The sequence below is a fragment of the Geodermatophilus pulveris genome, from assembly GCF_900188375.1.
In the GTDB taxonomy this organism is placed as follows: domain Bacteria; phylum Actinomycetota; class Actinomycetes; order Mycobacteriales; family Geodermatophilaceae; genus Geodermatophilus; species Geodermatophilus pulveris.
In genome coordinates, this window is sequence record NZ_FZOO01000003.1 from 479,417 (window position 1) to 504,452 (window position 25,036).

At 67.3% G+C, this 25,036-nt stretch carries 20 protein-coding genes; 10 read left to right on the forward strand and 10 right to left on the reverse strand.

The features are described 5' to 3' along the window. Positions 1-54: 54 nt before the first annotated feature. The gene (locus tag CHB98_RS09030) at positions 55-534 is read right to left on the reverse strand and encodes a DUF6326 family protein (RefSeq protein ID WP_089305310.1); all 480 of its coding nucleotides are present in this window, start codon (positions 532-534) and stop codon (positions 55-57) included. 260 nt (positions 535-794) lie between these two features. Between CHB98_RS09030 and CHB98_RS09035 the strand changes: the two genes are divergently transcribed. The 3 genes from CHB98_RS09035 to CHB98_RS09045 all read left to right on the forward strand — a co-directional run bounded on the left by CHB98_RS09035 (position 795) and on the right by CHB98_RS09045 (position 3,499). After that, positions 795-1,856, forward strand: a complete 1,062-nt coding sequence (locus CHB98_RS09035) for a sensor histidine kinase (protein ID WP_245821026.1) — start codon at positions 795-797, stop codon at positions 1,854-1,856. Continuing rightward, positions 1,853-2,509 carry a response regulator gene (locus tag CHB98_RS09040; RefSeq protein WP_089305227.1) on the forward strand — a complete coding sequence of 219 codons (657 nt, stop codon included), beginning with the start codon at positions 1,853-1,855 and terminating at the stop codon, positions 2,507-2,509. Before CHB98_RS09035 ends, CHB98_RS09040 begins: the two co-directional genes overlap by 4 nt. 360 nt (positions 2,510-2,869) lie before the next feature. Continuing rightward, positions 2,870-3,499, forward strand: a complete 630-nt coding sequence (locus tag CHB98_RS09045) for a DUF4386 family protein (RefSeq protein ID WP_179224348.1) — start codon at positions 2,870-2,872, stop codon at positions 3,497-3,499. A gap of 251 nt (positions 3,500-3,750) precedes the next feature. On the opposite strand, the gene CHB98_RS21085 is transcribed toward CHB98_RS09045, so the two are convergent. The 5 genes from CHB98_RS21085 to CHB98_RS09065 form a co-directional block, all read right to left on the reverse strand. Beyond that, a complete protein-coding gene (locus CHB98_RS21085; protein WP_143425032.1) occupies positions 3,751-3,900 on the reverse strand; it encodes an integrase in 150 nt (49 codons plus the stop codon). Positions 3,901-4,704: 804 nt separating this feature from the next. Continuing rightward, positions 4,705-6,576, reverse strand: coding sequence for a DUF262 domain-containing protein (locus CHB98_RS09050; protein ID WP_089305229.1), 1,872 nt, complete (start codon positions 6,574-6,576; stop codon positions 4,705-4,707). A 641-nt stretch (positions 6,577-7,217) separates the two neighbouring features. Next, positions 7,218-8,351, reverse strand: a complete 1,134-nt coding sequence (locus CHB98_RS22705) for a site-specific integrase (protein WP_089305230.1) — start codon at positions 8,349-8,351, stop codon at positions 7,218-7,220. Positions 8,352-8,392: 41 nt separating this feature from the next. Beyond that, a complete protein-coding gene (locus CHB98_RS09060; protein ID WP_089305231.1) occupies positions 8,393-8,608 on the reverse strand; it encodes a helix-turn-helix domain-containing protein in 216 nt (71 codons plus the stop codon). A 112-nt stretch (positions 8,609-8,720) separates the two neighbouring features. After that, positions 8,721-8,924, reverse strand: coding sequence for a hypothetical protein (locus CHB98_RS09065; RefSeq protein WP_245821027.1), 204 nt, complete (start codon positions 8,922-8,924; stop codon positions 8,721-8,723). Positions 8,925-9,515: 591 nt separating this feature from the next. Here CHB98_RS09065 and CHB98_RS09070 point away from each other — a divergent pair. From CHB98_RS09070 to CHB98_RS09080, 3 genes are all read left to right on the forward strand, one after another. Further along, on the forward strand, positions 9,516-10,748 hold the full coding sequence (locus CHB98_RS09070; protein WP_089305232.1) for an IS110 family RNA-guided transposase: 1,233 nt from the start codon (positions 9,516-9,518) through the stop codon (positions 10,746-10,748). Positions 10,749-11,069: 321 nt separating this feature from the next. Next, positions 11,070-11,219 carry a hypothetical protein gene (locus CHB98_RS21575; protein WP_179224350.1) on the forward strand — a complete coding sequence of 50 codons (150 nt, stop codon included), beginning with the start codon at positions 11,070-11,072 and terminating at the stop codon, positions 11,217-11,219. A 400-nt stretch (positions 11,220-11,619) separates the two neighbouring features. Further along, positions 11,620-11,841, forward strand: a complete 222-nt coding sequence (locus tag CHB98_RS09080) for a hypothetical protein (RefSeq protein WP_089305233.1) — start codon at positions 11,620-11,622, stop codon at positions 11,839-11,841. A 366-nt stretch (positions 11,842-12,207) separates the two neighbouring features. Here CHB98_RS09080 and CHB98_RS09085 read toward each other — a convergent pair whose 3' ends face one another. Beyond that, positions 12,208-13,275, reverse strand: a complete 1,068-nt coding sequence (locus CHB98_RS09085; protein ID WP_179224352.1) for a restriction endonuclease, SacI family — start codon at positions 13,273-13,275, stop codon at positions 12,208-12,210. Positions 13,276-13,370: 95 nt separating this feature from the next. Further along, a complete protein-coding gene (locus CHB98_RS09090; protein WP_089305235.1) occupies positions 13,371-14,543 on the reverse strand; it encodes a DNA cytosine methyltransferase in 1,173 nt (390 codons plus the stop codon). Positions 14,544-14,754: 211 nt separating this feature from the next. On the opposite strand from CHB98_RS09090, the gene CHB98_RS09095 reads away from it, so the two are divergent. After that, positions 14,755-15,198: a very short patch repair endonuclease gene (locus CHB98_RS09095; protein ID WP_089305236.1), complete on the forward strand. Its 444-nt coding sequence runs from the start codon at positions 14,755-14,757 to the stop codon at positions 15,196-15,198. Here the strand turns inward: CHB98_RS09095 and CHB98_RS09100 are convergent. After that, a complete protein-coding gene (locus CHB98_RS09100; RefSeq protein WP_143425034.1) occupies positions 15,189-15,455 on the reverse strand; it encodes a hypothetical protein in 267 nt (88 codons plus the stop codon). The genes CHB98_RS09095 and CHB98_RS09100 overlap by 10 nt on opposite strands. Positions 15,456-15,681: 226 nt before the next feature. Continuing rightward, complete coding sequence (locus CHB98_RS21580; RefSeq protein WP_179224355.1) at positions 15,682-16,125, reverse strand: hypothetical protein; 444 nt, start codon at positions 16,123-16,125, stop codon at positions 15,682-15,684. 114 nt (positions 16,126-16,239) lie between these two features. Between CHB98_RS21580 and CHB98_RS09105 the strand changes: the two genes are divergently transcribed. From CHB98_RS09105 to CHB98_RS09115, 3 genes are read left to right on the forward strand one after another with little or no spacing between them, the layout of a single operon-like run. Further along, on the forward strand, positions 16,240-18,420 hold the full coding sequence (locus CHB98_RS09105) for a hypothetical protein (protein ID WP_089305238.1): 2,181 nt from the start codon (positions 16,240-16,242) through the stop codon (positions 18,418-18,420). Next, complete coding sequence (locus CHB98_RS22320; RefSeq protein WP_245821028.1) at positions 18,411-19,517, forward strand: hypothetical protein; 1,107 nt, start codon at positions 18,411-18,413, stop codon at positions 19,515-19,517. The genes CHB98_RS09105 and CHB98_RS22320 overlap by 10 nt, the downstream gene beginning before the upstream one ends. After that, positions 19,514-24,916, forward strand: a complete 5,403-nt coding sequence (locus CHB98_RS09115) for a DEAD/DEAH box helicase (protein WP_089305240.1) — start codon at positions 19,514-19,516, stop codon at positions 24,914-24,916. The genes CHB98_RS22320 and CHB98_RS09115 overlap by 4 nt, the downstream gene beginning before the upstream one ends. The last annotated feature ends 120 nt before the right edge of the window (positions 24,917-25,036 follow it).

Genomic DNA, 25,036 nt, shown 5'->3' on the forward strand with positions numbered 1-25,036 from the left:
GCTGCTCACCAGAGCTGCTGTCACCGACCACGGGCACCGGGCCTGCCTCGAGCGTCACACCCGGGCCTGGGCGAGGTCGCGGCCGGCGGTGGCTCGAGTGCTCCGGGGCCACGTCCATGCGGCGCGCAGGATGAAGGCCAGGAGCAGCACCTCGAGTCCGATGGAGAGGCCGTAGAAGTAGGAGTACGACCAGGACTCCTCGCCGGCCACGTTGTACATCGAGACGGGGATGTAGAGCGTTGCCACGACGAGGTTGGTGGCGCGGTTGACACTGGCGGGCAGTGTCGTGGAGAGAAAGATCATGAGGATCGGGATGGCCATGAGCGTGAGCGCAAGGCCGACGAAGGTCGGGCCGGTCTCGAACTCATGGACGACGCCGACCAGGATCTCGTCGATGCTCCCGGGCTTGTACAGGTGGAGGTAGTCGACGTAGATGTAGAGGAACATGAAGCTGGTCCAGGCCGCTGCGAGCTTCGCTTGGACCGGGAGCTGCGCTTGCTGGAATGCCCCGGCGGTTGTGCTGCTTCTGGTCATCACTTCTCCTGTGTGCTGGCGAGCTGGCCAGGTCGGCTCAGTCGATGTCCTCACCATGGCCAGCGTTGACAGGCGACACATCCGCCTGCGGGCTCCAGCTGTCCTGGCCGCAGGGACGGGGCATCCGCAGTACTTTCGGCTGATCCGCCCGGGCGGCGGCCCCTCTACGTTGGCCGGGAGGGGGAAGCATGCTGGCTGCGTTGTGGGCCGAGTCGCGCCCCGCGGACCCGCCGGCGCGAGTCTGGCGGGACTGGGCTCTGGTGGCGGTTCTCGTCGCGAGCTCGTTCGTCGAGATGCTGCTGCGCGAGGACAAGGCATGGGCGCCCTTGGTCGTCAGCGTCAGCCTCGTCGTGGCAGCGTGCCTGCTGTGGCGGCGCACGAGCCCGCTGGCCGCGGTCGCCGTCGCCTTCGGAGCCCTCCTTGCCTTCGACATCGCGAGGATCGTGGCCGTCGATGCCACCGGCCTGCAGAGCATCGCCGGGGTGCTCGTACTGCCCTACGCCCTCCTGCGCTGGGGGGCAGGTCGCGAGGCTGCCCTCGGACTCGGCATCATCCTCGTCTGGCTACCCGTCACCTTCATCGCGACCCCGGCTTCACCTGCGGAGTGGGTCGCCGGCTACGGCTTCTTCCTGTTCTCGGCCGCGCTCGGCGCGGCAGTGCGCTACAGCACCAGCAGCCGCGTCCGCGAGATCGAGCAGGTGCGGTTGCGCCAGCGCAACGAACTGGCCCGCGAGCTGCATGACACGGTCGGGCACCGCGTCTCGGCGATCGCGGTCCAGGCGCAGGCAGGTCGCGCGCTGTCGGCTGCAGATCCTGAGCGCGCGCTGGCCACCCTGATCACCATCGAGGAAGAGGCGTCCCGGACGCTCAAGGAATTGCGGGCGCTGGTGGGTGTGCTGCGCGACGGAACGGACGCCGATGTCGCCCCCCGCCGGGGCGTGGCGGACATCGAGCGGCTCGCTCGCCCCGGAGGCGAGGTGCTGGGCGTCCGCGTGCAGGTCTCCAATGACGTCGAGGCCGTCGACTCAGCAGTCAGCACCGCCCTCTACCTGATCGCCGCCGAGGCGGTCACCAACGCGACCCGGCACGCATCCGGGGCTACCCACGTCACCATCGACGTCACCGCATCCCGCGGCCAGGTGCGCCTGCGAGTGCACGACGACGGCGAGGCCAGGAGGGCCAGCCCCACGCCCGCCGGCTACGGGCTGCGCGGCATGGCGGAACGGGCGAGCCTCCTCGGAGGCACCTTCCAGGCGGGACCTGAACCCGACGGCGGCTGGAGCGTCGACGCCTCGCTGCCTCTGACGGTGCGTGCGTCATGACTATCCGCGTGCTCGTCGCTGACGATCAGGACATCGTCAGGGCGGGGCTGTGCATGATCTTGGACGCCCAGCCAGGCATCACCGTCGTCGGCGAGGCCGCTGACGGCCGACGGGCGATCGCCATGGCGCATTCGCTCCGTCCCGATGTGTGCCTGCTGGACATCCGCATGCCGGACGTCGACGGGATCGAGGCCACCCGGCAGCTCGCCGGAGCCGACATCGCCGATCCCCTGGCCGTCGTCGTCATCACCACCTTCGACCTCGACGAGTACGTCTACGGCGCGCTGAAGGCAGGCGCCCGCGGGTTCCTGCTCAAGGACGCCGGCGCCGAACTGCTCACCCAGGCCGTGCATGCCGCCGCCCGCGGCGACGCCCTGATCGCACCCAACATCACCGCCAGGCTCCTGTCCTCCTTCGTCGACAAGCGCTCGCGCCCCATGCCACCCGAGCCCGTCGAGCCGCTGACCTCTCGGGAGGAACAGGTCCTGCTCGCTGCCGCCCGAGGCAGGACCAACAGCGAGATCGGCGACGAGCTGTCGATCAGCCTCAGCACCGTCAAGACCCACATCGCCGCCCTGATGCGCAAGCTCAATGCCCGCAACCGCGTCGAGATCGTCATGTGGGCCTACGAGACGCGCCGCGTCGACACCTGATTCGTTCGCAAGCCCCGAGGCCACAGCCGGGTCGACGGGACGCTGGAGCCGTGGGCTGTCCACGGCGACGTCCCACCGCGAGCGCGGGCGGGCGCCGGGGCTCGCGGCCCGGCCCACACGATTCGCAGCGCCGCCCTGGTGATCACCATGTGAGCCCACGGTGCAGCGTCGGCCGCGCCATGGGCCACATCGCCACCGTGGTCCGCCTTTCGGCCAGTACAGGTCCGGCCTCGAGGCCGATGTGCCGGCCGCGCCTCCGGCGGGACGGTGGTCACCATGACGACAACAACCTCAACCCCTTCACCCACCGCATCCCGGACCTCGTCCGGGCTCCAGCGCGCAGGCGGCACCGCGAGCCTCGTGAAGGCGGCGACGTACGTCGTCGGTTTCGGCGTCCTGGGCGCCTACCTGGCGCCGGCAGGGTTCCTCGAAGCACAGGGCGATCCCGCGCGCTCCCTGGCGTTCCTGCTCGACCACCAGGCGGCGATGTACACCTGGCACTTGGTGCTCTACCTCGTCGGCGGAGCAGCCTTGGTCAGTCTCGTGATCGGGGTGCATGACCGGCTCCGCCGAGCAGCCCACGGCCTGTCACAGACGGCGGCCGCCGTGGGCCTCCTCTGGGCCGGCCTCTTGTCCGCCAGTGGCCTCATCGCGCTCGCGGGGCAGGGCGCCGTCATCGAGCTCGCGGCGGCTGACCCTGTCACCGCCGTGTCGACATGGTCGTCGGTCAGCGTGGTGCAAGACGCGCTGGGCGGCGGCATCGAGATCGTCGGCGCTGCCTGGGTATTCCTGGTCAGTCTCGCCGGTATGCGGACAGGGGCACTGAGCCGCTACCTCGGCGCGCTGGGCATCGCAGTGGGGCTGGCCGGCGCGTGGACCCTCGTGCCGCAGGCAGCTGACTATGCCGGAGCCATCTTCGGGCTGGGATTCATCGCCTGGTTCGTGTGGGCCGGGATCAGCTTGCTGCACGGACACCGACACGCCAACTGAGTTCGTACGCCAAGCGCCAGTGAGGCCGTTGCCAGGCTTAGCTGAGTTGGGCAGAAGCCGGTCAGGAGCTGTTCAGGATGTGGAGCGGGTGACCGGGATCGAACCGGCATGGCCAGCTTGGAAGGCGGGAGCCTCCTGTAGTAAATGTGCTGCTCAGCTGGCCCTTCTGTCCTCCGGCTGAGGGCTCGTGACCCACTCATGACCCAGGGTCTCGGCGTGACCCACGCGTGACCCACCCCGACATGTCATTGCTATTCGTCCTGCTTCGGGTCGTCATCCGGTGGGTTTCGTACTACGCGCAGCATGGCGTCGAGGGCACGGGCGATCTCGGCGTCGCGGTCGTCGGCGGCGTGCTGGTCGAGCAGGGTCCCGGCGGGGGAGGAGTGGCCGAGCCGGGGCATCAGCCTATTGGTGGTCGCGCCGGTGGCAGCGGGACAGCGTCGTTCCGGTGTGGCGGAGCTCGTGCGGCGGACCGCCGGGAGGCTGATGGCGTTGGCGGCGCGGCGGAAGGTCGACCGCCAGTTGCTGCGGGTGAGGTAGCCGCCGGAACTGGTGGCGAAGAGGGATTGCAGCGAAGCGGCGAACGGGCTTCTCTAGGTGCTGCTCCGGTACGGCCGCCACTGCGGCCGGCAGAGTCACGGTCCGCTGCCATGCGTCGGTCCTGGGATTGCCAACTACTCACTCACTGCCGCCGCGGCGAACGGAGCGCTCGACGCGGAACGGCCGCCGGGCGGGACGTCGGAACGGCGCAGGCTCACGGCTACGTGAAACCGCAGACCGCCGAAGGCGAGGACGGGCAGACGGGCGCGGTATCGAGCGGTTCTCCGAACCTGCCCAAGTTGCTCGGCCAGCCGCAGTGCCTCTTCCGCCGTGAGTTCGCGGGAGGGACGGGAGGCCTTGGGCGTGCCGACGCGGCACAGCCGGCATGGGTCGGACGCGATGGCCTCGTCCGCGACCGCCACGTTCAGGGATGGCCTTGGAGTCTTGGGTCGCGCGTGGCCATCTTGTCCGCGGCCGCGTCATGTGGACCCCGTCACACACGGGTAGGTCGCCCTCCCCGACTCACCGAATTCGGCGGCACGCAGACATCTGACTCGTCATACAGGCGAACCAAGGCGATACCAGAAGCACGCCTCCCGTACTTGCAGTCGGGGAGCCCGTGGGACGGTCTTCGTCATGCTCCGTCAGCGTTGGCCGGGGGCCGCTTAACTCGAGGCGGAGAGCAGCTTCGTAGCCGCCGGCCAGAGCCGGATCGCGGCGGCGGCAAGCACGCGAGCGCGGTCAGCGATTTTGCCTTCGTTCCACGCGTCGCTCCTGGCCACCTCGTAGTTGATGACCAGAGACTTCTGCTTCTCGAACTCTGGTTTCTTGACCGCCCAGCCGAGGTTCGACACGTCACGATTGAATGTGGCCGTTACTAAGGTCAGATTGCCAATTCGATCGACCGTGCGACGGCGCTCGGCGCTGAGGGTCTGCCACTTCAGGTCCACCTCATCCTTGGGCACGATCGTCCCTAGTGCATCGGCGATCGGCCAATGTGTCTCCCATGACTGAGGCATGATGTGCTCGATCTGAAGGTCGTCGTAGGTCACAGTGGCAGTGGGCTCGTTCAGATCCTCGCGGCGAAGCCGATCGTCGATCGCCCCAAGCAGAAGGCGTATCCGCATCTGTGCCATGCCGTCGTAGAACCTGCGGGTCAGAAATGCTTCCTCAATTTCGTCGTCACTTGGCCAGTCCAGCACACCGCCCTGAAGCCCCACGACGACGGCGTCCGCAACGTTCGCCTCCTTGTCGGCGGCTAGCTTCGCTTCTCGGAGGACGCGAGCGAGGTGCGTGCCGTATCCGCGGGTCTGCCATCCGATATACGCTCGCCGCAGCGCCCAGGATTCGACGGCCCGCACAGCTCGAACGTGGTCCTCATGCGGCAAGGCGACGCTGGGTAGGGTCCGCAGCCAAGCTAGGAGCGGAATCGCGGTGGTGATGTCGAGAGCGCGGATGCGTCGATATGCCGTGACGAGGCGTTGGTCTTCGACTGGAGCCGCATCGTAGATCGATTGGTAAGCCTTGGCAAAGGTGCTAAGTTGCTCAAGCACCTCTTCGGTCTTTGGGCCGTCGTTGAGATATGTCCGGGCCTCTCGATATAGGTGACCAACGTTCGCCTCGCTGCCAGTGGCTGCAGTAAGCCAGACCGAAAGGAGGACATCGCGCCGCCCTCGCTGAGCATGACCTCGACCGACCTCCTGCTTCCACCACCGGTCGTCGAACTGCGCCCAGTGCTCGTCGTACAGCTTTTCAACATCTTCGTCGGCCAGTTCTCCGCGCAGGAACAGAAGATTCTTGACCAGGTCGATGGCGGATAAAGGCGTTTGGCGACCGTTTAATACCTCGAAGATTACCTGGGCGTCGTCGTTATCGTCGAGGTCGATCACCACGAGCTTGAAGAGGCTTGACATGGCGTCGGCGAGCGCAACAAGTCGGGCTGGATCCACAATACCGTTCGCGTTCGTGGCAAAATCCCGGCTTGCCTGAGAAAAGTACTTCCGCGCTTGCAGGTAGAGGTGATCTGCCTTTCCGTCGTAGGACGGCAGAGCATCGCCGAGCGCCACGGGCCACAGCTCCCGATCCTTACGACGAGGCCATAGCTTGTAGATCTCTTCGGGTGACTCGATGACGTCGTCAGGGTTGAAGAGCATCCGTCGCACGGACTTAATACGATCCGAATTAGTCTCGACAAGCACGTCGAGCAATCCACGGACGAGTAGCTGAACCGTGGTGAGACGTTGCTGGCCGTCGATGACGGACCGGAGCGCCACACCTCCGGTCGCGAACGGCAAGCTCGCACAGACGATCGCACCGAGGAAGTGTGGCGAGACCGTTTGCTCCTTTGCCTTGAGCTTCGAACCCTCCTCCCCGCCGGTGCGAACGTCTAGGAGGCGCTCGGCCGTGGTCTCGAGATCCTCAAAGAGCAGCCGCCACTGGCCGTCCAGAGTCCACTCGTAGTCCCGTTGGAAGGTCGGGATGATGTACCGGCGCTCCGGCTTGAGGATGTCCTGCAGTGGATAAGTCTTGGCGTCCAAGGGGCTCCCCCGATTGCGGCGCCTCTAGAGCGACCGGCTCGTCGCCGGGAGCCTATGTGACGAACGAGACGGATTGGTGTGGGACGAGCCGTTTGGCGAGCCGCCCGTCACAACTGTCACTCTGGGTGCAACAGGCTCCACGCTCGGCCATTGGTCGCTGCTCGCCCTAGCCAGGCATACAGCTGAAGTGACGCCCCGTGGGCCGGACACCTCCCGACTGGACAGCAGCTGGGGAGGAGGCGCTGGTTGGGGACGGTCGGCAAGTACTCGGAGGAGTTTCGCCGGCAGGCGGCGATGCTCGCCGTCGACGGCGGCCGTGGTGTCCGGGACTTCGCCCGAAACTCGCGTCAACCACGAGACGCTGCGGAACGGGGGTGGGTGCGCTCAAGTGGGAGCGGGCCCCGCTTCGTGGCTCAATCAGCGGCGATGAGCGGGCCGAGCTGGCCCGGTTGCGCCGCGTGGCCGAGCTGGAACTCCAAGAGGTGACCCTGAGAACAGCCGCGGTCTTCGTGGGCAGTGGAGGCATTGGCTTTACCGAGCGCGAATGGTGCGCAGGGCGGTGGTGTCGTGCTCGTGGCCGGGCCGGACGACCCAGGTCCACAACGGCCAGCCGTCGGGGTCGGCGAGCCCCCCTGTCGATGTCACTTCGGCCGCTCGTCGACGTTGTCATCAGGAGTCTCGGTGAGCCCGCCAAGCATGGCATCGAGGGCCCTAGCAATGTCGGCGTCGCGATCGTCGGCGGCGTGTTGGTAAAGGAGAGCTGCGGCGGGGGAGGAGTGGCCGAGTCGGCGCATGAGCTCCTTGGTGGTCGCGCCGGTGGCAGCGGCCAAGGTGGCGCCGGTGTGGCGGAGTTCGTGTGGCCGGACCGCTGGCAAGCCGACGGCGTTGGCGGCGCGGCGGAAGGTCGCGTTCCAGTTGCTGCGGGCGAGGTAGCCGCCGGAACTGGTGGCGAACAGGAGGGATTCTGGAGAAGCGGGAACGTGGCTTTTCAGGTGCTCCTCCAGTAGGGCCGCGATCGCGGCAGGGAGCGTCACGGTGCGATGCCCGGCGTCGGTCTTGGGTTCGCCGATCACCCACCGTCCGCCGACGCGTCGCACCGAGCGCTCGACGCGCAACCGGCCACCGAGCAGGACATCGGACCGACGCAGTGCAGTGGCCTCACCGAACCGGAGCCCGCCGAAGGCGAGGACGAGCAGCAGGGCGTAGTAGCGCTCGGTTCTCCGGTCCTTCCTCAGTTGCTCCGCCAGTTGCAGAGCCTCGGCCGCGGTGAGTGCACGGGACGGCCGGGAGGCCTTTGGCGTGCCGGCGCCACGCAACCGGCAGGGGTTGGAGGCGATGGCCTCGTCGGCGACCGCGACGTTAAGCATGGCGCGCAGAAGTCGGTAGGCCTGTGCCAGTGCTGTTGGACCAGTCGTCCGGCCGGCCTTGGCGTGCCAGGAGCGGACGGCGGCGGGAGTGACCTCGTCGACGGGGACGTCGCCCCAGGCATGAGCGAGGTGGTGACGCCATAGGCCCGCGTAGAGGACGCGGGTGCTCTCGCGGAGGTCGTTGCGCGCGAAATAGTCCTCGGCGTAGTCGCCCACCGTCCTTCGGCTGGCGGTCGGAGCCCGCCAGGTCTTCCGGAGGAGGTCCGTCTGCTGGGTGGCGAGCCAGGCCCAGGCGTCTGCCTTGGTGCTGAAGACCTTGGCGTGGCGCCGACCGTCGGGGCCGCGGTACCGGGCGCGGAAGCGACCGCTGGGAAGCTCGTCGACGGTGCCGAACGTCCGCTTGGTCACGTTGCGACCCTGGCGGGCGATCCAGCGGGCATTTTCGCCGATCAGCGCTGGCTGTGGACTCGGCCGGCGTCCACAAGGGCGTCTAGCGCCGAGCGCTCGAGGCGCACATACTTGCCGACTTTGACGTAGGCGATGCGGCGCTCGGTGATGAGCCGGCGGATGAACCGCTCGCCGATGCCGAGGTACTCGCCGGCCTGCGCGACGGTCAGCAGTGGGCTGCGGTCGAGAGCTTCATCCTGCGCCGCTCGCCTCGTCATGTCCTCGAGCCTCGCCGACGTCCTCCGGTGCGCCTCCGGTCGTCCTTCCTGTCCGCCGTCCCGTCGCGTGATCCTCTGATCCGACGATTGCGGGTCCTGCTGTGGACCGGGCTCAGTACACGTGGGGAGCGCCGGTCAGGCGGGCGCGCCGCCGGTAGGCCTGCAGCACCATCTCCAGTTGCTGCGCGAGCGCGGACAGGTCGCGGTCGTAGACGCGCCCGTCGTTGAGTTGGTGGGCGAGCTCCTCGAGAAGCCTTGGCCAGTCCCGCCGCGTCGGGGCTAGGGGGGTACGGACCTGCACCAGCCTCTCGACCACCTGGACCGGTGTTCGGTCCGACGTCATGGCCCGCGTCTGTTCCCAGGCTCGATGCCGGCAGGTAGCCGAACACCACTTGGGGATCGGTCCACGGCTCTTCGGGCTGATCGGCCCTCCGCACCACCCACAGGTCTGCGCTGCGGCCCGTCGCTCCCGGCCGGCCACCTCACCGTCGGGTGCCCCTGCTGCCTTGGCGGCCGGCGTCTGCTCCGCCCGCTGGCGCCGCCGGGACTCCTGCTTCCGCCGTTGCCGCTCACGCTCCTGCTGTCGCGCTCGGTATCCGGGACTGCCGCTGCTCTCCATGCCAATGACGCTGCAGATGAGCCTCCGGTAACTCGTCACCACGAATTCCGGGACCGCAGGTGCAAGAGGTGTAATCCTTTGCGATCTTGAATCGCAGCCTCTGGCGATGAGAATGCTCCTGTCGTCCGGCGACGTCGTGCGTCACTGGTGCGGGAGAGCCCGCAGAGGTGTTTGGCGCGGGGTCCTCGGGTGCCCCTGATTGCTGCCGTGAGCGCGCGGGTCTGTGTCCTTGACTTGAGGGCCCTCCGGGCGACGCCTTGCAGTCCTCGACGTGAGGAGGGGTCGGCGGTGGAGGTTCTGTACGAGCGGGTTGCCGGGCTGGACATCGGCAAGAAGACGCTGACGGTCTGCGTGCGCACGCCCGGGGCTCGGGGTGGTCGGCGGGCGGAGACGCGGACGTTTTCGACGATGACCCGGTCGCTTCAGGTGATGCGGGACTGGCTGCTCGACCGCGGCGTGACGATCGCGGCGATGGAGTCGACCTCGACCTATTGGAAGGGCGCGTTCTACTGCCTCGAGGAAGTGATGGAGGTCTGGCTGGTCAACGCTGCGCACATCAAGTCGATCTCGCGGCGCAAGACCGACGTCAAGGACGCGGAGTGGATCGCCCAGCCGCTGGAGTGCGGGCTGCTGCGGCCGTCGTTCGTGCCGCCGCCGGACATTCGCCGGTTGCGGATGCTGACCCGCTACCGGGTGCAGCTGATGGCCGACCGGACGCGGGAGATCACCCGGCTGGAGCTGATGCTGGAGGACGCCTCAGTGAAGCTCTCCTCGGTGGCGGCGAGCCTGACCAGCGTCTCCGCACGGGCCATGCTCGGCGCGCTGATCGCCGGGGAGAGCGATCCGCGGGTGCTGGCGGAGCTGGCCAAGGGCAAGATGCGCCGGAAGATCCCGGCGCTGACCGAGGCTTTGACCGGGCACTTCGACGCCCAACACGCGCAGCTCGCGCGCAGCATGCTGGCCCGCATCGAGGCGATTGAGACCGCCTTGGCCGAGCTGAACACGGTGATCGCCGCTGCCTTCGAGCCCTGGGCGCATCAGCTGGAGCTGCTGCAGACGATCCCGGGAGTGGGGGAGAAGGTCGCCCAGGTGATCATCGCCGAGACCGGCGCGGACATGTCTCGGTTTCCGACGCCGGAGCACCTGGCGTCCTGGGCCGGGGTTGCCCCGGGGACGCGGGAGTCGGCGGGTAAGCGGTATCCGGTTCGGCCGCCGCACGGCAACAAGTGGCTGACCGCGATGCTGGTCGAGGCCGCCGGGTCGGTCGGGCGGATGAAGGGCGCCAACTACCTGGCCGCTCAGCACGCCCGGCTCACCAGCCGCCGCGGCATGGCTCGGGCCCAGCTGGCGGTCGGCCATTCGATCCTGGTCTCGGCCTACTGGATGTTGACTCGGGACGAGCCCTATCAGGACCTCGGGCCCGAGTGGCTGGCCCGCCGCAACGACGAGGCACACGCTCGCCGGCTGGTGGCGCAGCTCGAACGCCTTGGCCACACCGTGGTCCTCGACCCGGCCGCCTGAAGCGCAACTGCAGAACTACTGCGGACGGGCTTCGCCCGCCCCGCGCTGACGCGCGCCTGCAACACCGGTATTCACGGGTCTATGGCACTTACGACCTCGTGCATGGCTAGCCGCGGGCCGTCGTTGACCTGTCCAGGGTCAGTTCGATCACGCGGCAGTGCCGGCCGGGAGCGCTCCCGGCGGGCGGTGAAGCTGGTCAGGCCGTGGGGCTTGTTCCTGGCTGGAGACAAGGCTGGCGACCGCGGGCAGGATGGTGTCGAGGTGTTCGCGCCGGCCGAGGTGTCGGCATAGGGTCCGCCAGTTCTTCAGGTGGCTGATGCCGTGCTCGACGCCGATCCGCTGCGCCGCGTGAGCCCGGCGTTCGGCCTCGTGCGCCGCGGCAAGCGCGGGCGGGACCGGAGCTGGTTCTTCCGCCGGGCCGGCCGCGGAGTGAGCACCGCGCCGGCGGTCTGCGTGCTCAGATATTGGTAGCCGGCGTCGACCCACAGGGTGACGCCCGGAGCGAGGGCGAGCAGCTCGACCAGGCCGGCCTGGCGCACCTGGGTCAGATCGTGCGTAGATCCCGGGCGGGTGCGCCCGCACAACAGCAGCCGCCCGGCGGGTCGGTGATCACGAGTGCCTTGACGGTGTTGGCGCGGGCCTTGCCCGAGACGAACCGCTGCCGAAGGGCCTTGTGAGCCGCCGGACGGCGCACCCGCACCTCGTTGGCATCGAGCAGGCCGAGTGGTGTGCCCCTTGTTTCGTGGAGTCCGATTGTTGGATCTTCGTGCCACCTGACCCCTTGAGGAGGGGCTGTGGGACGACGTGGGTATCCGCCGGAGTTTCGGCGCAAGGTGCTGGATCTGGTGGCTTCGGGACGCAAGGTGTCGAGGTGGCCTTCGACCTGGAGATCAGCGACCAGACGATCTACTCCTGGCTGCGGCAGGACCGGATCGACCGAGGCCTTGAGCCGGGGCTGACGACGCCCGAGCGGGCGGAGCTTCGTGCCGCCCAGCGCAGGATCGCCGAGCTGGAGGCCGAGCTGGCCATCCACCGGCGGGCCAGCGAGCTGCTGGGCGCGAGCGGTGCTTCTCCAGGAAGCCTTCCAATCTAAGTTCATCAAACTCCCGGATGGCGGCGAGTACGTCTTCGCTCGTCGCGTCAGGCTGTGGCGCGGCAGGGACCGTAACGGGCGCACGAGGATATGCAGAGATTGCACACCTCTCGGCGAGACCTCCTACGGGTACGTTCGGGCCGAAGTCAGAGCGAGGCCAGCCACGGACCTGCTCGCCGTCCCCCGGCGGCATCGTGCCAGGCCCGCCGACCGGCAGTCGGGCCACGGTCCTCAGCATTGGGGGACCCTTCGGGTCGCACTTGATCTCGCGGGGTTCTCGGGGCCGCCGCTGCGCGAAGAGAGCCCCGGACTAGCGCCAGCCGGGGCCCTCTTCGGCACACGTGCCCAGTGATCAGGAGGCACGCGTTAAAAGAGACCTTGCTGCTCGTTCTCCAACGGCCCGGGTGAGTTGGTGCCCGCCTCAGCAGCGGCCTCGGCAGCTTCCTGCCACGAGGCAACCGTTTTGTCACTCGATTCAACCTCAACCAAGCGCTGTAGGCCTGCCGAGGCGAACTCGGTCAACGCTTGATGGATTGGTTGCGCGCCCCAGGCGAGGGCATCGACAAGAAGGTCAGAGATTGATTCGAAGATGTTGAGGGAGACGCTATGGCTCAGAGCCGCCCAGTTTCGGAGCGCCGCCATATCAAGCATCGAGTGCTGAGGCGCGTCGACAACCACGAATGCTCGTTCAATGCCCGAAGTGGCGCAAGCCTGAACGAATGTCTTCACATCGGACTCGGTCACGGCCTTAGCGCGCGCCTCAACCGCTAGGACGACCTTCTCGTCGAGGTAAACCTCAACGTCTCCGGGGACGTCACGAGAGGGATCGTTCAAGCGGCGTGAGCGGACGTCATCGTGGACCAGGTCGATGCAAGCAGCTGCCAGCGCTTGCGTCTTCCATGGACGCTCGGTTTTGTCGGCCATGAAGCCTGCGACAGCGTGGAGCATAGCTCGCAGCTCGAGCTGTCCAGAGAAGGACATTGTGAGGTTTGCGCTAGGCGTGGCAGATAGCCGAAAGCGTATGAAGGACGCGAGGGCCTTCAAGGCCTGGTTTTCACCGAATGTCTCCAGCAAAACGAGACTCCCCTTGAGGGCGTCCAGTGTAGCCGGATTTCGCACCCGATCGATCGTGGACATGTGGTCGTATCGGAAGAATGGCTGATTGTTCATGGGCTCTCGCCCTGTGTTGCGTATGGAGAAGCCGTACTCTCTAGCCGCGGGCACTAGCACGTTGTGGCATAGCGTTCGCAGGCTGTAAGCTCGCTCGCTGTACGCCTCTTTGATAGACAGCGGATCCACTCGTCTGTCAGTGGCGCGAGCCAGGAGGGCTGTGCCGAGCGCAGGGGTATAGGTCTTGTAAGGCGCCGACTCCATCTTGGCAGCCAGCATCGACCAGTACTCAGGCAGTGGCTCCTCGGACACGGCGAGGGCCACGGCTTCTGCCAACCTGACCGTGGCCCTCGCGTAGTCGAGTGTGATTCCCAAAGTTCCTCCCTCACCGAGTTGCTGGTTCGGCGAGAGTAGGAAGCTCAGGGCATCAGAGAGAGTTGCTCGGGGCCCGCATCATCGCGTGTTGCATCAGGACCAGCCAGGTGCCCCAACTGCAACATGAGGGCACGGACGACGACCTTCCCAAGCTCAACTGGTACGGCGTTGCCCAGCTGACGCTGAATGTCCGAGCGGCTCCCCTCGAGCTTGTAGTCCTCCGGAAAGGTCATTAGCCGAAGCATCTCCGGAACGCGAAGGCGCCTCGCCCGCGGGTTTCCGTCCGAATCCTCCACGTTCTCCCAATGAAAGGGGCCAACGTATGGTCCCGGTTGCGCCTGAAGCGTCGTAGAAGGGCGGTCCGGATCCAATTTTAGAAGAAATGTCCAATAACGACTTCTCCACTTGAAGACGTTTCGTCCACCGTACCTGTCGGTGTGCCACAAGTAGTTCTGCCCGGGAGGAACTTCTGCTGCTAGCTCCGCGAATTCTCCAGTCAGCATCTCCCCGGGTTCCAAGACACCCGGCAGAAGGTCGCCGATCGCTTCTTTGGCTGTCACATAGGGAATCTTCGTCGGGTCCACGACGGAGTGCCGCTCGCTCCAACCAGAGTGAGTCCCCTCCGGAAAGCGGAACTTCTTCCCGTCCCGACGACCGACAATAAACACGCGCCGACGGAGCTGAGGAACACCGTAGTCCGCCGCGATCAGGACCTTCCACTGGGGGTTGTAGTTCAAATCACGCATTGCTGAAATGAGTCTATCGAACTGGGCTGCGTGGGTTCGGTAGGTGAGCCCCTGGACGTTCTCAAGGATGAACGCCTCGGGTTGGGCCTCCGTCACGACGCGTACGTATTCATCGAGAAGTGACGCGTTTGGGTCCCGACTTTCGCGCTTCTCCTCGATCCAAAATCCAGACTTGCTGAAAGGGGTACACGGCGGGCCGCCAATCACCAGGGCCGGCTCTCCCTTCGACAGGCCGCCTGCCTCGAGTAGCTCCTCGGTCGGTGTCAGCCGAATATCGCGGGTGATGGTCGGGACGTTGAAGTTTGCCCGCAAGCTTGATAAGGCCAGTTCGTCGTAGTCGGTTGCGACCGCAACCGAGAGTGGGCCTTTCCTGCCATCTTGGTCAAGTGGCGGCTCGGCGCACCGCTCTACAGCAATGTCAAGCCCTCCGGCACCTGAGAATAGGCTGATTACAGGCAGGCGGACATCCATGCATTTGCTCCTCAACCAAGATCGCGCCGTGTGCACCGCTGTGAGTGCTCGGGATCCGTGCGACGGCACGGTACCGGGGGCGCCTGCTCCGGCTGGAGAACCCGCGCTCGTCTCGAGGGTCGCGTCGGAGCGCTAGGTGCTGAGACCAGCCGATACGGGTCATGAGGGGCAGGCTAGCGACGGGCAGTGACAACCTTCGGGACTCAACCTGATGTCGCGCTGCCGGAGACGTCCGTGCGGTTCCTATGCTGGTGACGTGGACGCGCAGGCGCCCCGCCCAGCGACGGCCGCCAACCCCAGTCGAGACACGAAGCCTGAGCTGGCGGTTCGGTCGCAGGTACATCGCAAGGGCTTGCGCTTCTACGTGGGGCGTCAGCCGCTCCCCGGTCTACGTCGAACCGCTGATTTGGTATTCCCGCGCCGACGGGTGGCAGTCTTCGTGGATGGGTGCTTCTGGCACGGCTGCCCACTGCACCTTCGGATGCCGAGGGCCAACCCGGACTACTGGCCCGCCAAGATTGCCCGCAATATGGAGCGGGACCGGGAGACCAACGAGAAGCTGACCGAGGCTGGGTGGCGAGTCCTGCGCTTCTGGGAGCACGAGGACCCGGACGACGTCGCCCGTCGGATCGAGCAGGCGGTCCGTCAGGCGTGAGCGTGAGCCGCGACGGCTTCCAAGGCACGGTCCTTGAGTTCATTGAGCGGGCAGTCGCCAAGGACCTCCTCGGCCGAGTCGCAGCACCGCTCGCCCCACTGGTCCTCACGCCAGGCGACCCAGCCGAGGTCGGAGTCCAGGTCTAGGGAGAGCACGACATTTGCGCCGTCGGCAGGGAGCTGGACGCCGAAGTAGCCACCGGCGAGGGAGACCACCGTGCCGCCGGTCGCATCGGCGGCCTTGTCGATCTCCTGCAAGTACGCAGGGTACTCCACGGGGGCGTCTCCTCATAGTCGGCCGTTGACGGCATCCTCCCTCAAGACTCCGGCAACACTGCTAATCCCACCGCGAGTGCCGAGACTGCCGATGGCCCCACCTGCGGAGGTGCCCTCGGAGATAAGCTGAGGGCCGGAACGCAAGGAGGCCCCGCCCTCCGAAGTAGAGGACGGGACGTTCCGTCGAGTGAACGAGTAGGGCGGTCCGTCAGGCCCGGCGGGAGGCCCTTTGGCGGGTCTCTTCGCGGCCAGCGGCGGCACCTGAGGCGGCGGCTTCGTAGGCGGCCTCGGCTTGGGCGGCGTCCGGAGGGGTGCCGGTGCCCTTGCCCTTCGGGTAGCAGGCACGGGCGTCGGCAACACCGTCGGCCCAGCCGAGGCGGCGGGGCTTGCCTTCCTGCCCGGCGGCGAGACGGCAGTCCGCGGCGGGCCTGTCAGGTGCCGAGTCGCCGCAGCTGGCCTGCAGCAACAGCTCGGAACGCACGGGGATGCCGTCGGCGCAGTCCGACGCCGAACGCGTCCGGCGCAAACAGCGCCTGGCCGAACTACTCCAGATCAGCCGGCGGTCGCGGCAATCGGGACCTACGTCATTGCGCTCCGGAACCGCATCGCGGCGGCTGTTCGAGAACGGGCGCGGCGGCTGATGTCGTCGCATGCCGCGCAGCGTCGCCGCTGGCCCCGAGTCCCCCCAGACACGCCAGATTGGGTGATGCGGTGCCTGGTGCCCCAGCGAGGCATATGTTTGCGCCGACTTGGGGGGAAATGACAAGTGCCGGACGACAGGCAGTGGAGCGACGCGCTCTGCGATTGGTTCTACCGACCTGAGCTGGCTGGGCAGCCGGCCTACCTGTTCTGCGATCCGTCCGTGCCCAGCATGATCGCTGAGGCCAATGGCTGGGCGCTGCCAGACCCCTTGGCGGACTTGCTTTCGGCCGTTAGGTCGCGCGTCGCCGCCAGCGAGCCTCTGGGACCTTGGCTCCGGCAGGCGCATCGCTGGCGCCGTGAAGGCAGAGTCGGCAACCCTCCGTGGGTAGCCGTGCTCGCCGTCACGGTCCTCGCCGCCTCAGGCGGAGGCCGCGACGACGGGCTCCTGATACACGAGAGGGCGTACTACAAGCCTCTGCGGCGGCTCTTTGGCCTGCCGCAGGGAGCGCAACCTCCGGACTTCGACAATGACGTCCGCATGCTGTGGACGTTCCTGCGGGAATGGCTCGACGACGATCTAGGCGGCTCGCGAGGGCTAAGCACAGCAAGCGCTCCCAAGCACTTGTGCAACGTGGGATGGGCGCTGTCGCAGACGGTTCTGACACCTGCTGAGCGGTCCCGCCTCCCCGAGTTCTTCCGACTCATCGGCGCCCTCCCGGGCGAGGACATCGCTCCGGCAGTACTGCTCGCCAGCTATCAGCGTTGGGCGTCGCGTCGGGGAGGCTTAGGGGCTTCTCCTCCGGAGCTGGACCGGAGTTCTGCCATCCGCGAGGTGTTGGCCGCTGTCCTGCATCAGTCGCTGCTCGCCTGGGATGGCCGCCCGCGAGACGAGCGCGGACGGGTCACGCTGCCCCTCCTGCTCGGCTACTACAGCGCCCGCGGCGAGATGAGGCTGGCGTCCCGAGCGGTGCCCGGCCTCGGTCACCGGCGTCTCGCCATCGGGGACCAGGAAATCACGCTCGGAGCTCCGGATGAGCAGATCGTCGTCCCCGGGGACCCGGCCAGTGCACTCGAAGGTCAGCCGATACGGGGAATGCTTGCTGCTTCGGAACAGGACCCAGCCGCAGGCGCTCGAGAGATCGAGATGCGGCTTCCCAGCACCGACCTGCATGTGCTTGCATCCAGCGCCGAGCTAGCCATGTGGGTTGAGGTCGGTGCCGCGTCATTTGATCACGAGCATGTCGTCATCGTCCGAGAACGTGTCGCGCGCGAAGCGGAGCGGGCCATGGCCGCCCTTGGCGGCAGCGCCACGCCTCTGACCCGGATCCGGCTGCCCGCGGGCTGGTACGCCTATCACCGCTTCGAGCCAACTCGGCTGGCCAACGTCGACCCCAAGCTCGGAGGGCTGGTGCCGAGCCGGGCGGAACTCGCGCAGCTCAGCGGGGGGCTCCCCATCGAGCTGCGGAACCGGATCTGGCTGACCGCCGGGCCCCCCGATGTAGCTCTGCCGGACCTGGTTGAACGGCAGGAAAGCCAGGTTCTGCGGCTGGACGGCAACGAGCTGCCGTGGCCAGCGGACAGCAGGTTGCGGCTGCGAGAACACGGTCTGCGTGCCGGCCTCCACGAACTGATCGTGGCTGGCCGAACGATGCGCTTCACCCTGGTCGATGAGGCAGTGGACCAGAGTGGACACGGCGACCTCGAACTCACCGTGGACCGGCGGGCTATGGGGCACAGATTTCCCGGCCGCTCTCGGATGTCCGACGATGGCAACCGGCTCGGAGACAGGTCGACGGCGGCTGTCCCTGTCGAAGTCACCCTTTGCGGCGCGGAACTGACTACCGCGGACGGCGGCAAGGATGTTGCACCCCTGCCGAGGCACTGGCACCTGCGCATCGGCGGGCTGTATTTTGTGCTCGGCGGTCCCGGTCAGGCTGCCCGATTGCAACCGAGTGCACCGAGCTGGCTCATGGACACAGAGCCACGGCTCTATCCGCGTGATGCTGACCTGGACACTGCGTTGTCCGGACTCCCATTCAGCCCGCGCTGGCTGTTGCACGTGCCGCCGCGGCAACCTCCGACCGTGCTGGACATCGCGGGGGTCTCGCCGGCCCCCAGCCAAGCGCCGGGGAGGCCCACGCTGGAAACCGGGCCCTCGGTGTGGCAGCTGGCTCTCAAGCATCTCGATTCTGTCGCCGCCCCGGGGCTCCGCGCCCAGTCGGCATGGCGAGCGTGGATCCACGAGGCCGCTGCGTTGTGCGGGACCCAGCCGCCGCCTGGCGTCATGGTTGGTCGGTGCCAGTGACCGTCGACCATGACCTCCTGCTGCGCTGGTGCTCAGAACGGTCGTCGGGCTCGCTGACGGCCTTTCGCGAGGCCCATGACTGGCTGCGTGAAGAGCGCGGCGCAGGAGAGCCGGCTGGTCCGGATCCCCGATCCGAGCAGGATCGATGGATGTGGTCGTTGCAGTCACTGCAGGCCCTCGGACATCTCGAAGTCGACTGGCGGAAGCGGCGTTGGCACGTAGCGCCACCGGTTGTCACGACGCTGACGGACGGCGGAGGCTTCGCACTCCTCTGTGGGGCCAGGCCGGCGGCACTAGTTCGGCGACTCGACAATCTCGTCGACGACCCGGATCCCCGGCTGCAGGCCATTGCCGCGGAGGTCGTCTTCGACGTGCCGGTCTCCCAGCGCGGAGGGCCCGCCCTGCGGCTGCTCCAGGCCCCGGCCGCGGAAGATGCGCGAGAACTGTGCGCGCTACTGGGCATCTCCTTCGTGGACCGCACTGCCGACCAGCTCGTGCAGGTGCTCCCGGATCTCAATGGACTCCTGCAGCCCGGTCAGTGTGTGGACCTCCCGGGTGGAGTGGCGCCAGCGAAGATGAGCGACGGCGTCCAGAAGCCGCTCTTCTTCGGGATCGACCAGGACTTCGGGGAAGCGGGGGCGTACGAGGTGCGTCTCTACGATGCCCCCCGATACTTCTACCGCCACAGTCCGGGGCGAGTGTTCGAAGCTGAGCGAGGTGCGATCGTCTGGGCCGAGCTGCGGCGTACTGAACGGCATGCACTCCGGTATGACGCTGAGCGCAGGACCCTTCTGGTGCCGCCGCGGCTACGGCTGCCCTCGCTGTACGACCGCGCCGCCACCCTCCGCAGTGGCCTGCTGCCGCAGCTCGAGAAGGTGACCGTCCCCACGCGCCCTGGCTCGACGCACGTTCAGACGCTGCTACTCCTGCGCTACGTCAACATCGACCTACTGTTCGCCGAGCGGCTCGCGTCTTTGCTAAATCAACCCCTGCAGCGACTCAACGTGGCCTCTCGGCAGGCCGCAGACCACCCGCCACCGACTCGAGGTGCGATGTTCTTGGCACCCGCTGACCGGCCAACCTTGGAGCGCAATTGACGTCCGCCCACGCACTCAGCGTCGATACGCTCAGCCGCGACCTCACCGACACGTTCCTGCGCTACTACGACACCGCGTACGGGCTCCGCGACCAGGCGATCATGAGTGAGCGCCGTGACCTGCTCAGCCATCAGAGCGCGCTGTTCCAGGAGCCGTTCCTCGAATTGCTTCCGGATTACGTGCTCGCCGACACGGACCTCTCCGGCAGCTGCCAGCAAGCCGGAGTGCCCGATCTGGCTGGACTGGCGCAAGCTGGCCTGCTGGCCGGGCGCGACCGACTCTTCGCCCACCAGGACCGGGCACTGCGCGACGCCGTGGCCGGCCGACACACCGTCATAACCTCAGGAACCGGCTCAGGTAAGACAGAGGCGTTCCTCCTTCCCGTACTGGCGCGCCTCGTCCGCGAGTCCGCGTCTTGGGATGCGCCGACGCCGGACGGTGCTCCATGGTGGACCGGCACCGGCCCCTGGCAGGCCCAGCGTGGGCACAGTCCGGGACGCGCGGCTGCGGTCCGCGCCCTGATCTTGTATCCCATGAATGCCCTGGTCGAAGACCAGCTAGTCCGTCTCCGGCGGGCCCTCGACGGCCCGCAGGCCCGCAAGTGGCTTCATGACGCACGACGGGGGAACCGTTTCTATTTCGGCCGATACACGGGGCGCACGCCGGTGTCGTCGACGCAGAGCAGTTCCAGCACCGCGGAGCTGAGGACCGTGCTCCGCAAGCTCGACGAGCGCGGCCGACGGCTGCGTCAGCGCCTGGCACAACAAGAGCAGGCCGGCCAAGACGTCCGAGCTGACGACGCCTTCTTCCTCCCGCGCCTGGACGGTGCCGAGATGCGGTCTCGGTGGGACATGCAGGAAGCCCCCCCGGACGTGCTCATCACCAACTACAGCATGCTCAACGTCGTCCTCATGCGGGATCGGGAGGAGGACATGCTCGCGGCTACTCGCGCCTGGCTCGACGCGAGCCCCGAGCACGTGTTCACCCTCGTCGTGGACGAGCTGCACACGTACCGCGGCACCTCGGGTACTGAAGTCGCCTATCTCCTGCGCAAGCTGCTGGACCGGCTGGGGCTACATGACAGGCCAGGCCAGCTCTCAGTGCTCGCCGCGTCGGCCTCGCTCGAAGCCGGTCGCAAGAAGGACATGGCGTTCCTCGAGCAGTTCTTCGGCCAGCCCCAAGACCGCTTCAGCGTGGTTTCCGGCGCGCTCGCCCGTCCGGACGGGCCCGGGTCGCTGCAGGGAGCCGCGACAGCACTAGCGGAGGCGCGGGCGGACCTCGAGAACGGCCACCGGCGCACCGGCCTCACCGAACGACTCGGCGTCCACTCGGCATTATTCGAGGCCGGCCAGGACGATGAGGGGAGGTTGCGGGCACGCAGCCTCACCGACTGGTCCGAGCGGCTGTTCCCTGACGCCGCACCCGACACCCGACTCGGCGCGTTGAACGATCTACTGGCCTGCCTGGATGCGGACTCAGACACCACCCGGCTGCGCATGCACCTGTTCTTCCGCAACCTCAACGGGCTCTGGGCATGCGCGGACCCTTCGTGCGAAGTCGCACCGAAGGCCCGGGGAGACGAGGAGCCGTCGGCGACGCGCCCGGTAGGCCGGATCTATGCCCAGCCCCGATACCGGTGCGATTGCGGAGCCCGGGTCCTAGAGCTGCTGTACTGCCAGACCTGTGGCGAGCTCTTCCTCGGCGGTTACCGCTCCCCTGGCGGTGACGAGCACACGCAATACCTAGTCTCCAGCGTCACTGACCTTGAGGAACTCCCGGAGCGCGCGACTCTCGCGCGCAATGCGGCCAGCTACACCATGTTCTGGCCGACTGCGGACACCAGCCAGAAGCCTCTGAGCACGAAGTGGAACCGCGGCCCCTATGAGATGGGGATGGCGCGACGCCAGTTGAACGTCCGCACCGGCGAACTCGCTGCTCCGGAACCTGGCAGCAGCGGTCATAACGGCTGGGCCTACTACATCAAGGCCGGCAGGACCGGCGAGCCGGCCAGGCTGCCCGCGTTTCCGAGCAAGTGCCCTCACTGTGGCGACGACCGTGAGCTGAAGCTGAACTGGCTCAAGCCAGAGGACCCGAAGCGAAACCGCTCTCCAATCCGCACGATGGGCACGGGTTTCGAAAAGGTCAACCAGCTGCTGTCCGACGTCCTCATGCGTGATCTCGGCGACGATCGAAAGCTAGTGGTCTTCTCCGACAGCCGCCAGGACGCGGCTCGCATCGCTGCAGGACTCGAGAAGTCGCACTACCAGGACCTCGTCCGTCAGCTCGTCGTCACCGTGCTCGACCGCCCGATCGACCTCAGCCCGCAGAAGGCGGCCGAGTACTGGTCGGACCCGGACGCCGGTGACGACGCCGTCGCAGCGTGGGAAGCGGTCGCTGCCGCCGACAAGGCGCTGGCCGAGGCGGTGCGACGGATGGGGATGGGCCGTCCCCGACCGGACGATCAACAGACCGTCGAGGATCGCCTTGCCGTACTCGGGAACCAAGGGCACACATTGGCTGAGCTGGCGAATCTCGTCGAACCGCTCCTGCTGTCGCTCGGAGTTCACCCAGGAGGGCCAGCCCCCAGCTTGCAGGCTGGCGGTAGGTGGACCGACCTCTACGACTGGACGACGGCACCGCCGACCGCCCGCCCCGTCAACCTGCTCGCCCCTGCGCAGCAAAACCTCTCGGAGCGGGTCCGGGGGTCACTACTCGAGGAGGTGCAACGGAGCGTCTTCTCTGGGACCGGCAGAGACGTCGAGGCCCTCGGTCTTGCCAAGGCTACGAGCCCTGTTGAGAGCGGTCCTCCGACGGGCTTGTCCGTGACGATCTTCCAGGAGGTCTGTGACAGCGTCGTGCGGCTCATGGGCCTGCGCCGTCTTTTCCCCGAACAGGAGCGGAACGGCCGCGATCAGCTCCCTCGCAATGCGCGGGCTTTCCTGCAGGCCATCGCTGAGGGCGACCGAAGCAGGACGGACGAGCTGACGCAGGCGGTCGCCCGCGCACTAGGGCTGGGTGACAAGCATCTGCTGGACAGCACCCGCGTGCGGCTTCGGCCACCCGGCGCTCTGCAATGGCGGTGCACCCGCTGCCGTCGTCGTCACCTACAGCCTTCCGCCGGGCGGTGCACGCAATGCCGCGCGGCTCTCGGCCCCGCTGAGGAGCGCCGCGCAGCGGGAGACGACACCAGCCTGGAAGCGAGCGACTACTACGCCTGGCTGGCCCGGGACGCGGGCGAGCCGTTTCCCCTCCGCGTCGAGGAACTGACCGGCCAGACCGACATGAATGACGGGCAGACGCGGCAGGCCAGATTCCAGGACGTGTTCCTCGACGAGGAGGTCCCGCAGACCAGCGGTATCGACGTCCTGAGCGTCACCACCACAATGGAAGCCGGAGTGGACATCGGCGGCCTTCGGGCAGTCGTGCTGGCGAACATGCCGCCGATGCGCTTCAACTATCAGCAGCGCGTCGGTCGGGCGGGGCGACGCAACGACAGGCTGTCCGTGGCGCTGACTGTCTGCCGGGGGACTCGCAGCCACGACGAGCACTACTTCGCCCATCCGGAGCAGATCACCGGTGATCTGCCGCCTGCACCGTATGTGGACGTTGCCCGAGAGGACATCCTGAAGCGGGCGCTGGCCGCTGAGTTCCTCCGGCTTGCCTTCGTCGCCGCCAAGGGCAACGTTCAAGGCTACGTCGGGGGCAGCAACGCACACGGCCAGTTCGGTGACGCCATCAGCTGGCCAACGGTGCAGCCGCACGTCTTGACCTGGCTGCGAGCCAGCAAGAACGAAGCGGAGCACATCGTCGATGTCCTGCTGCAGCGCGCCGCACCCAGCCTGCGAGAGCGCCGATCTGCTCTCCTGTCCTGGGCCCTGAACGACCTGCCCGCTGCGGTGGACCGCGTCGCTAGCCAGAGCACCGGCCACGCATCTCTTGCCCAGCGCCTGGCCGAGTCTGGCGAGCTGCCGATGTTCGGCTTCCCCACCCGCGAACGCACCCTGTACCAGGAGCGCCCACACGGGCGCGAGCCCGGAGGGACTGTCAGCCGCCAGCTCGACATCGCGATCAGCGAGTTCGCGCCGGGTAGCGAGATCGTCAAGGACAAGGCGGTCTACACGCCTGTCGGGCTCGTCGAGTACTCCCGCCGGGGGCAGCAATGGGCTCCCATCGCCGATCCGCGGGGCCCCATGACGAGAGTTGGGCTCTGCCGCGCTTGCGGTGCCGTCGACTCATCCGGGACGCCGACGGCCTGCCCAACCTGCAAGACGGTGGCCGCAGACGACGGGATCTACCGCGTCGCCGAGGTGTGCCAGCCCGCAGGCTTCAGGACCAGCTACCGGCCACCCGCGGACTACGACGGGACGTATGAGTTCACGCCGCGGGCTGGCCACGCACGGCTATCCCTGGAGAATGACGGCGTCCTCCAGCACGGCCAGCACCAGCGACTCGATCTGCGCTATGGCAAGGCTGACGTCTTGGTCGTAAATGACTCAGCCGGTGCTGACTTCCGGTTCGGCCGGGTCGGCGGAGAAGACGGTCTCCTCTCATTGGACCTCCTCGCCGACGACGACCGCCGCCGTGACCTGGACCTGCCAAAGCCGGGCGGAGACCACAGCTCCGTTGTACCGCTCGCGCTCGGCGCGTGGACCCGCACCGACGCGCTTCTGGTGGAGCTTCAGTCCCTGCCTCAGGGGCTCGATCTGAACCCGATGCGGACCTCGGCTCGCGCAGCCTGGCTGTCCTTCGGCTTCCTGCTACGCAATGCAGCCAGCAAGCAACTCGACGTCGGAGTCGGGGAGTTCAAGGTCGGCGTGTTCCCGCGGCCGGGTCGCCTTGGAGAGGGCGGCGTAAGCGGTGCCGCATTCCTCGCCGACAGCCTGGACAACGGCGCCGGCTATGCGACTCACCTAGGACAAGAACCGCTGGCACTGCTCGCCGCAGCACGTGAACTTGCGGACGAGTATCGCGATCATGCGGAGAGCGGCGATGGATGTGACAGCAGCTGCTACCGCTGCCTGCGCGATCACACCAACTCTGCTTATCACCCGCTGCTCGACTGGCGGCTGGCTTTGGACTTGCTAGATGCGGCCGAGGGACGACCCGTTGCCTTGGACCGTCAGGACACGCTCGCGGCGAGCCTCGCCCGGACGTTCGCCGCGAACTTCGGCGGCAGCGTTCACTATGCCGCTGATCTCCCGCTGATCGAAGACGGCTTCGGCGGCACACTGCTCGTCGTACACCCGCTAGAGAGCGTCAACGACAGCGCCCCCAGCCCGCGCGTGCAGGCGGCGCGCGACCGCCTCACCGGGATGGGCAAGCGGGTCTCCATGCCGACAACCACCTACGACCTTGTCCGTCGTCCCGGTGTTGTGTGGACACGTCTGGCTGCCATGTAGCCATCACTCACACGGCCGACTGCGGAGCCGTAGGGGGACGCCGAGCTGGTAATCAGTCCCGCGGACACCGCCTGCCCAGCCATCGGTCAGGCTGCCAACGCCACCCAGCCCGGCGTCCTT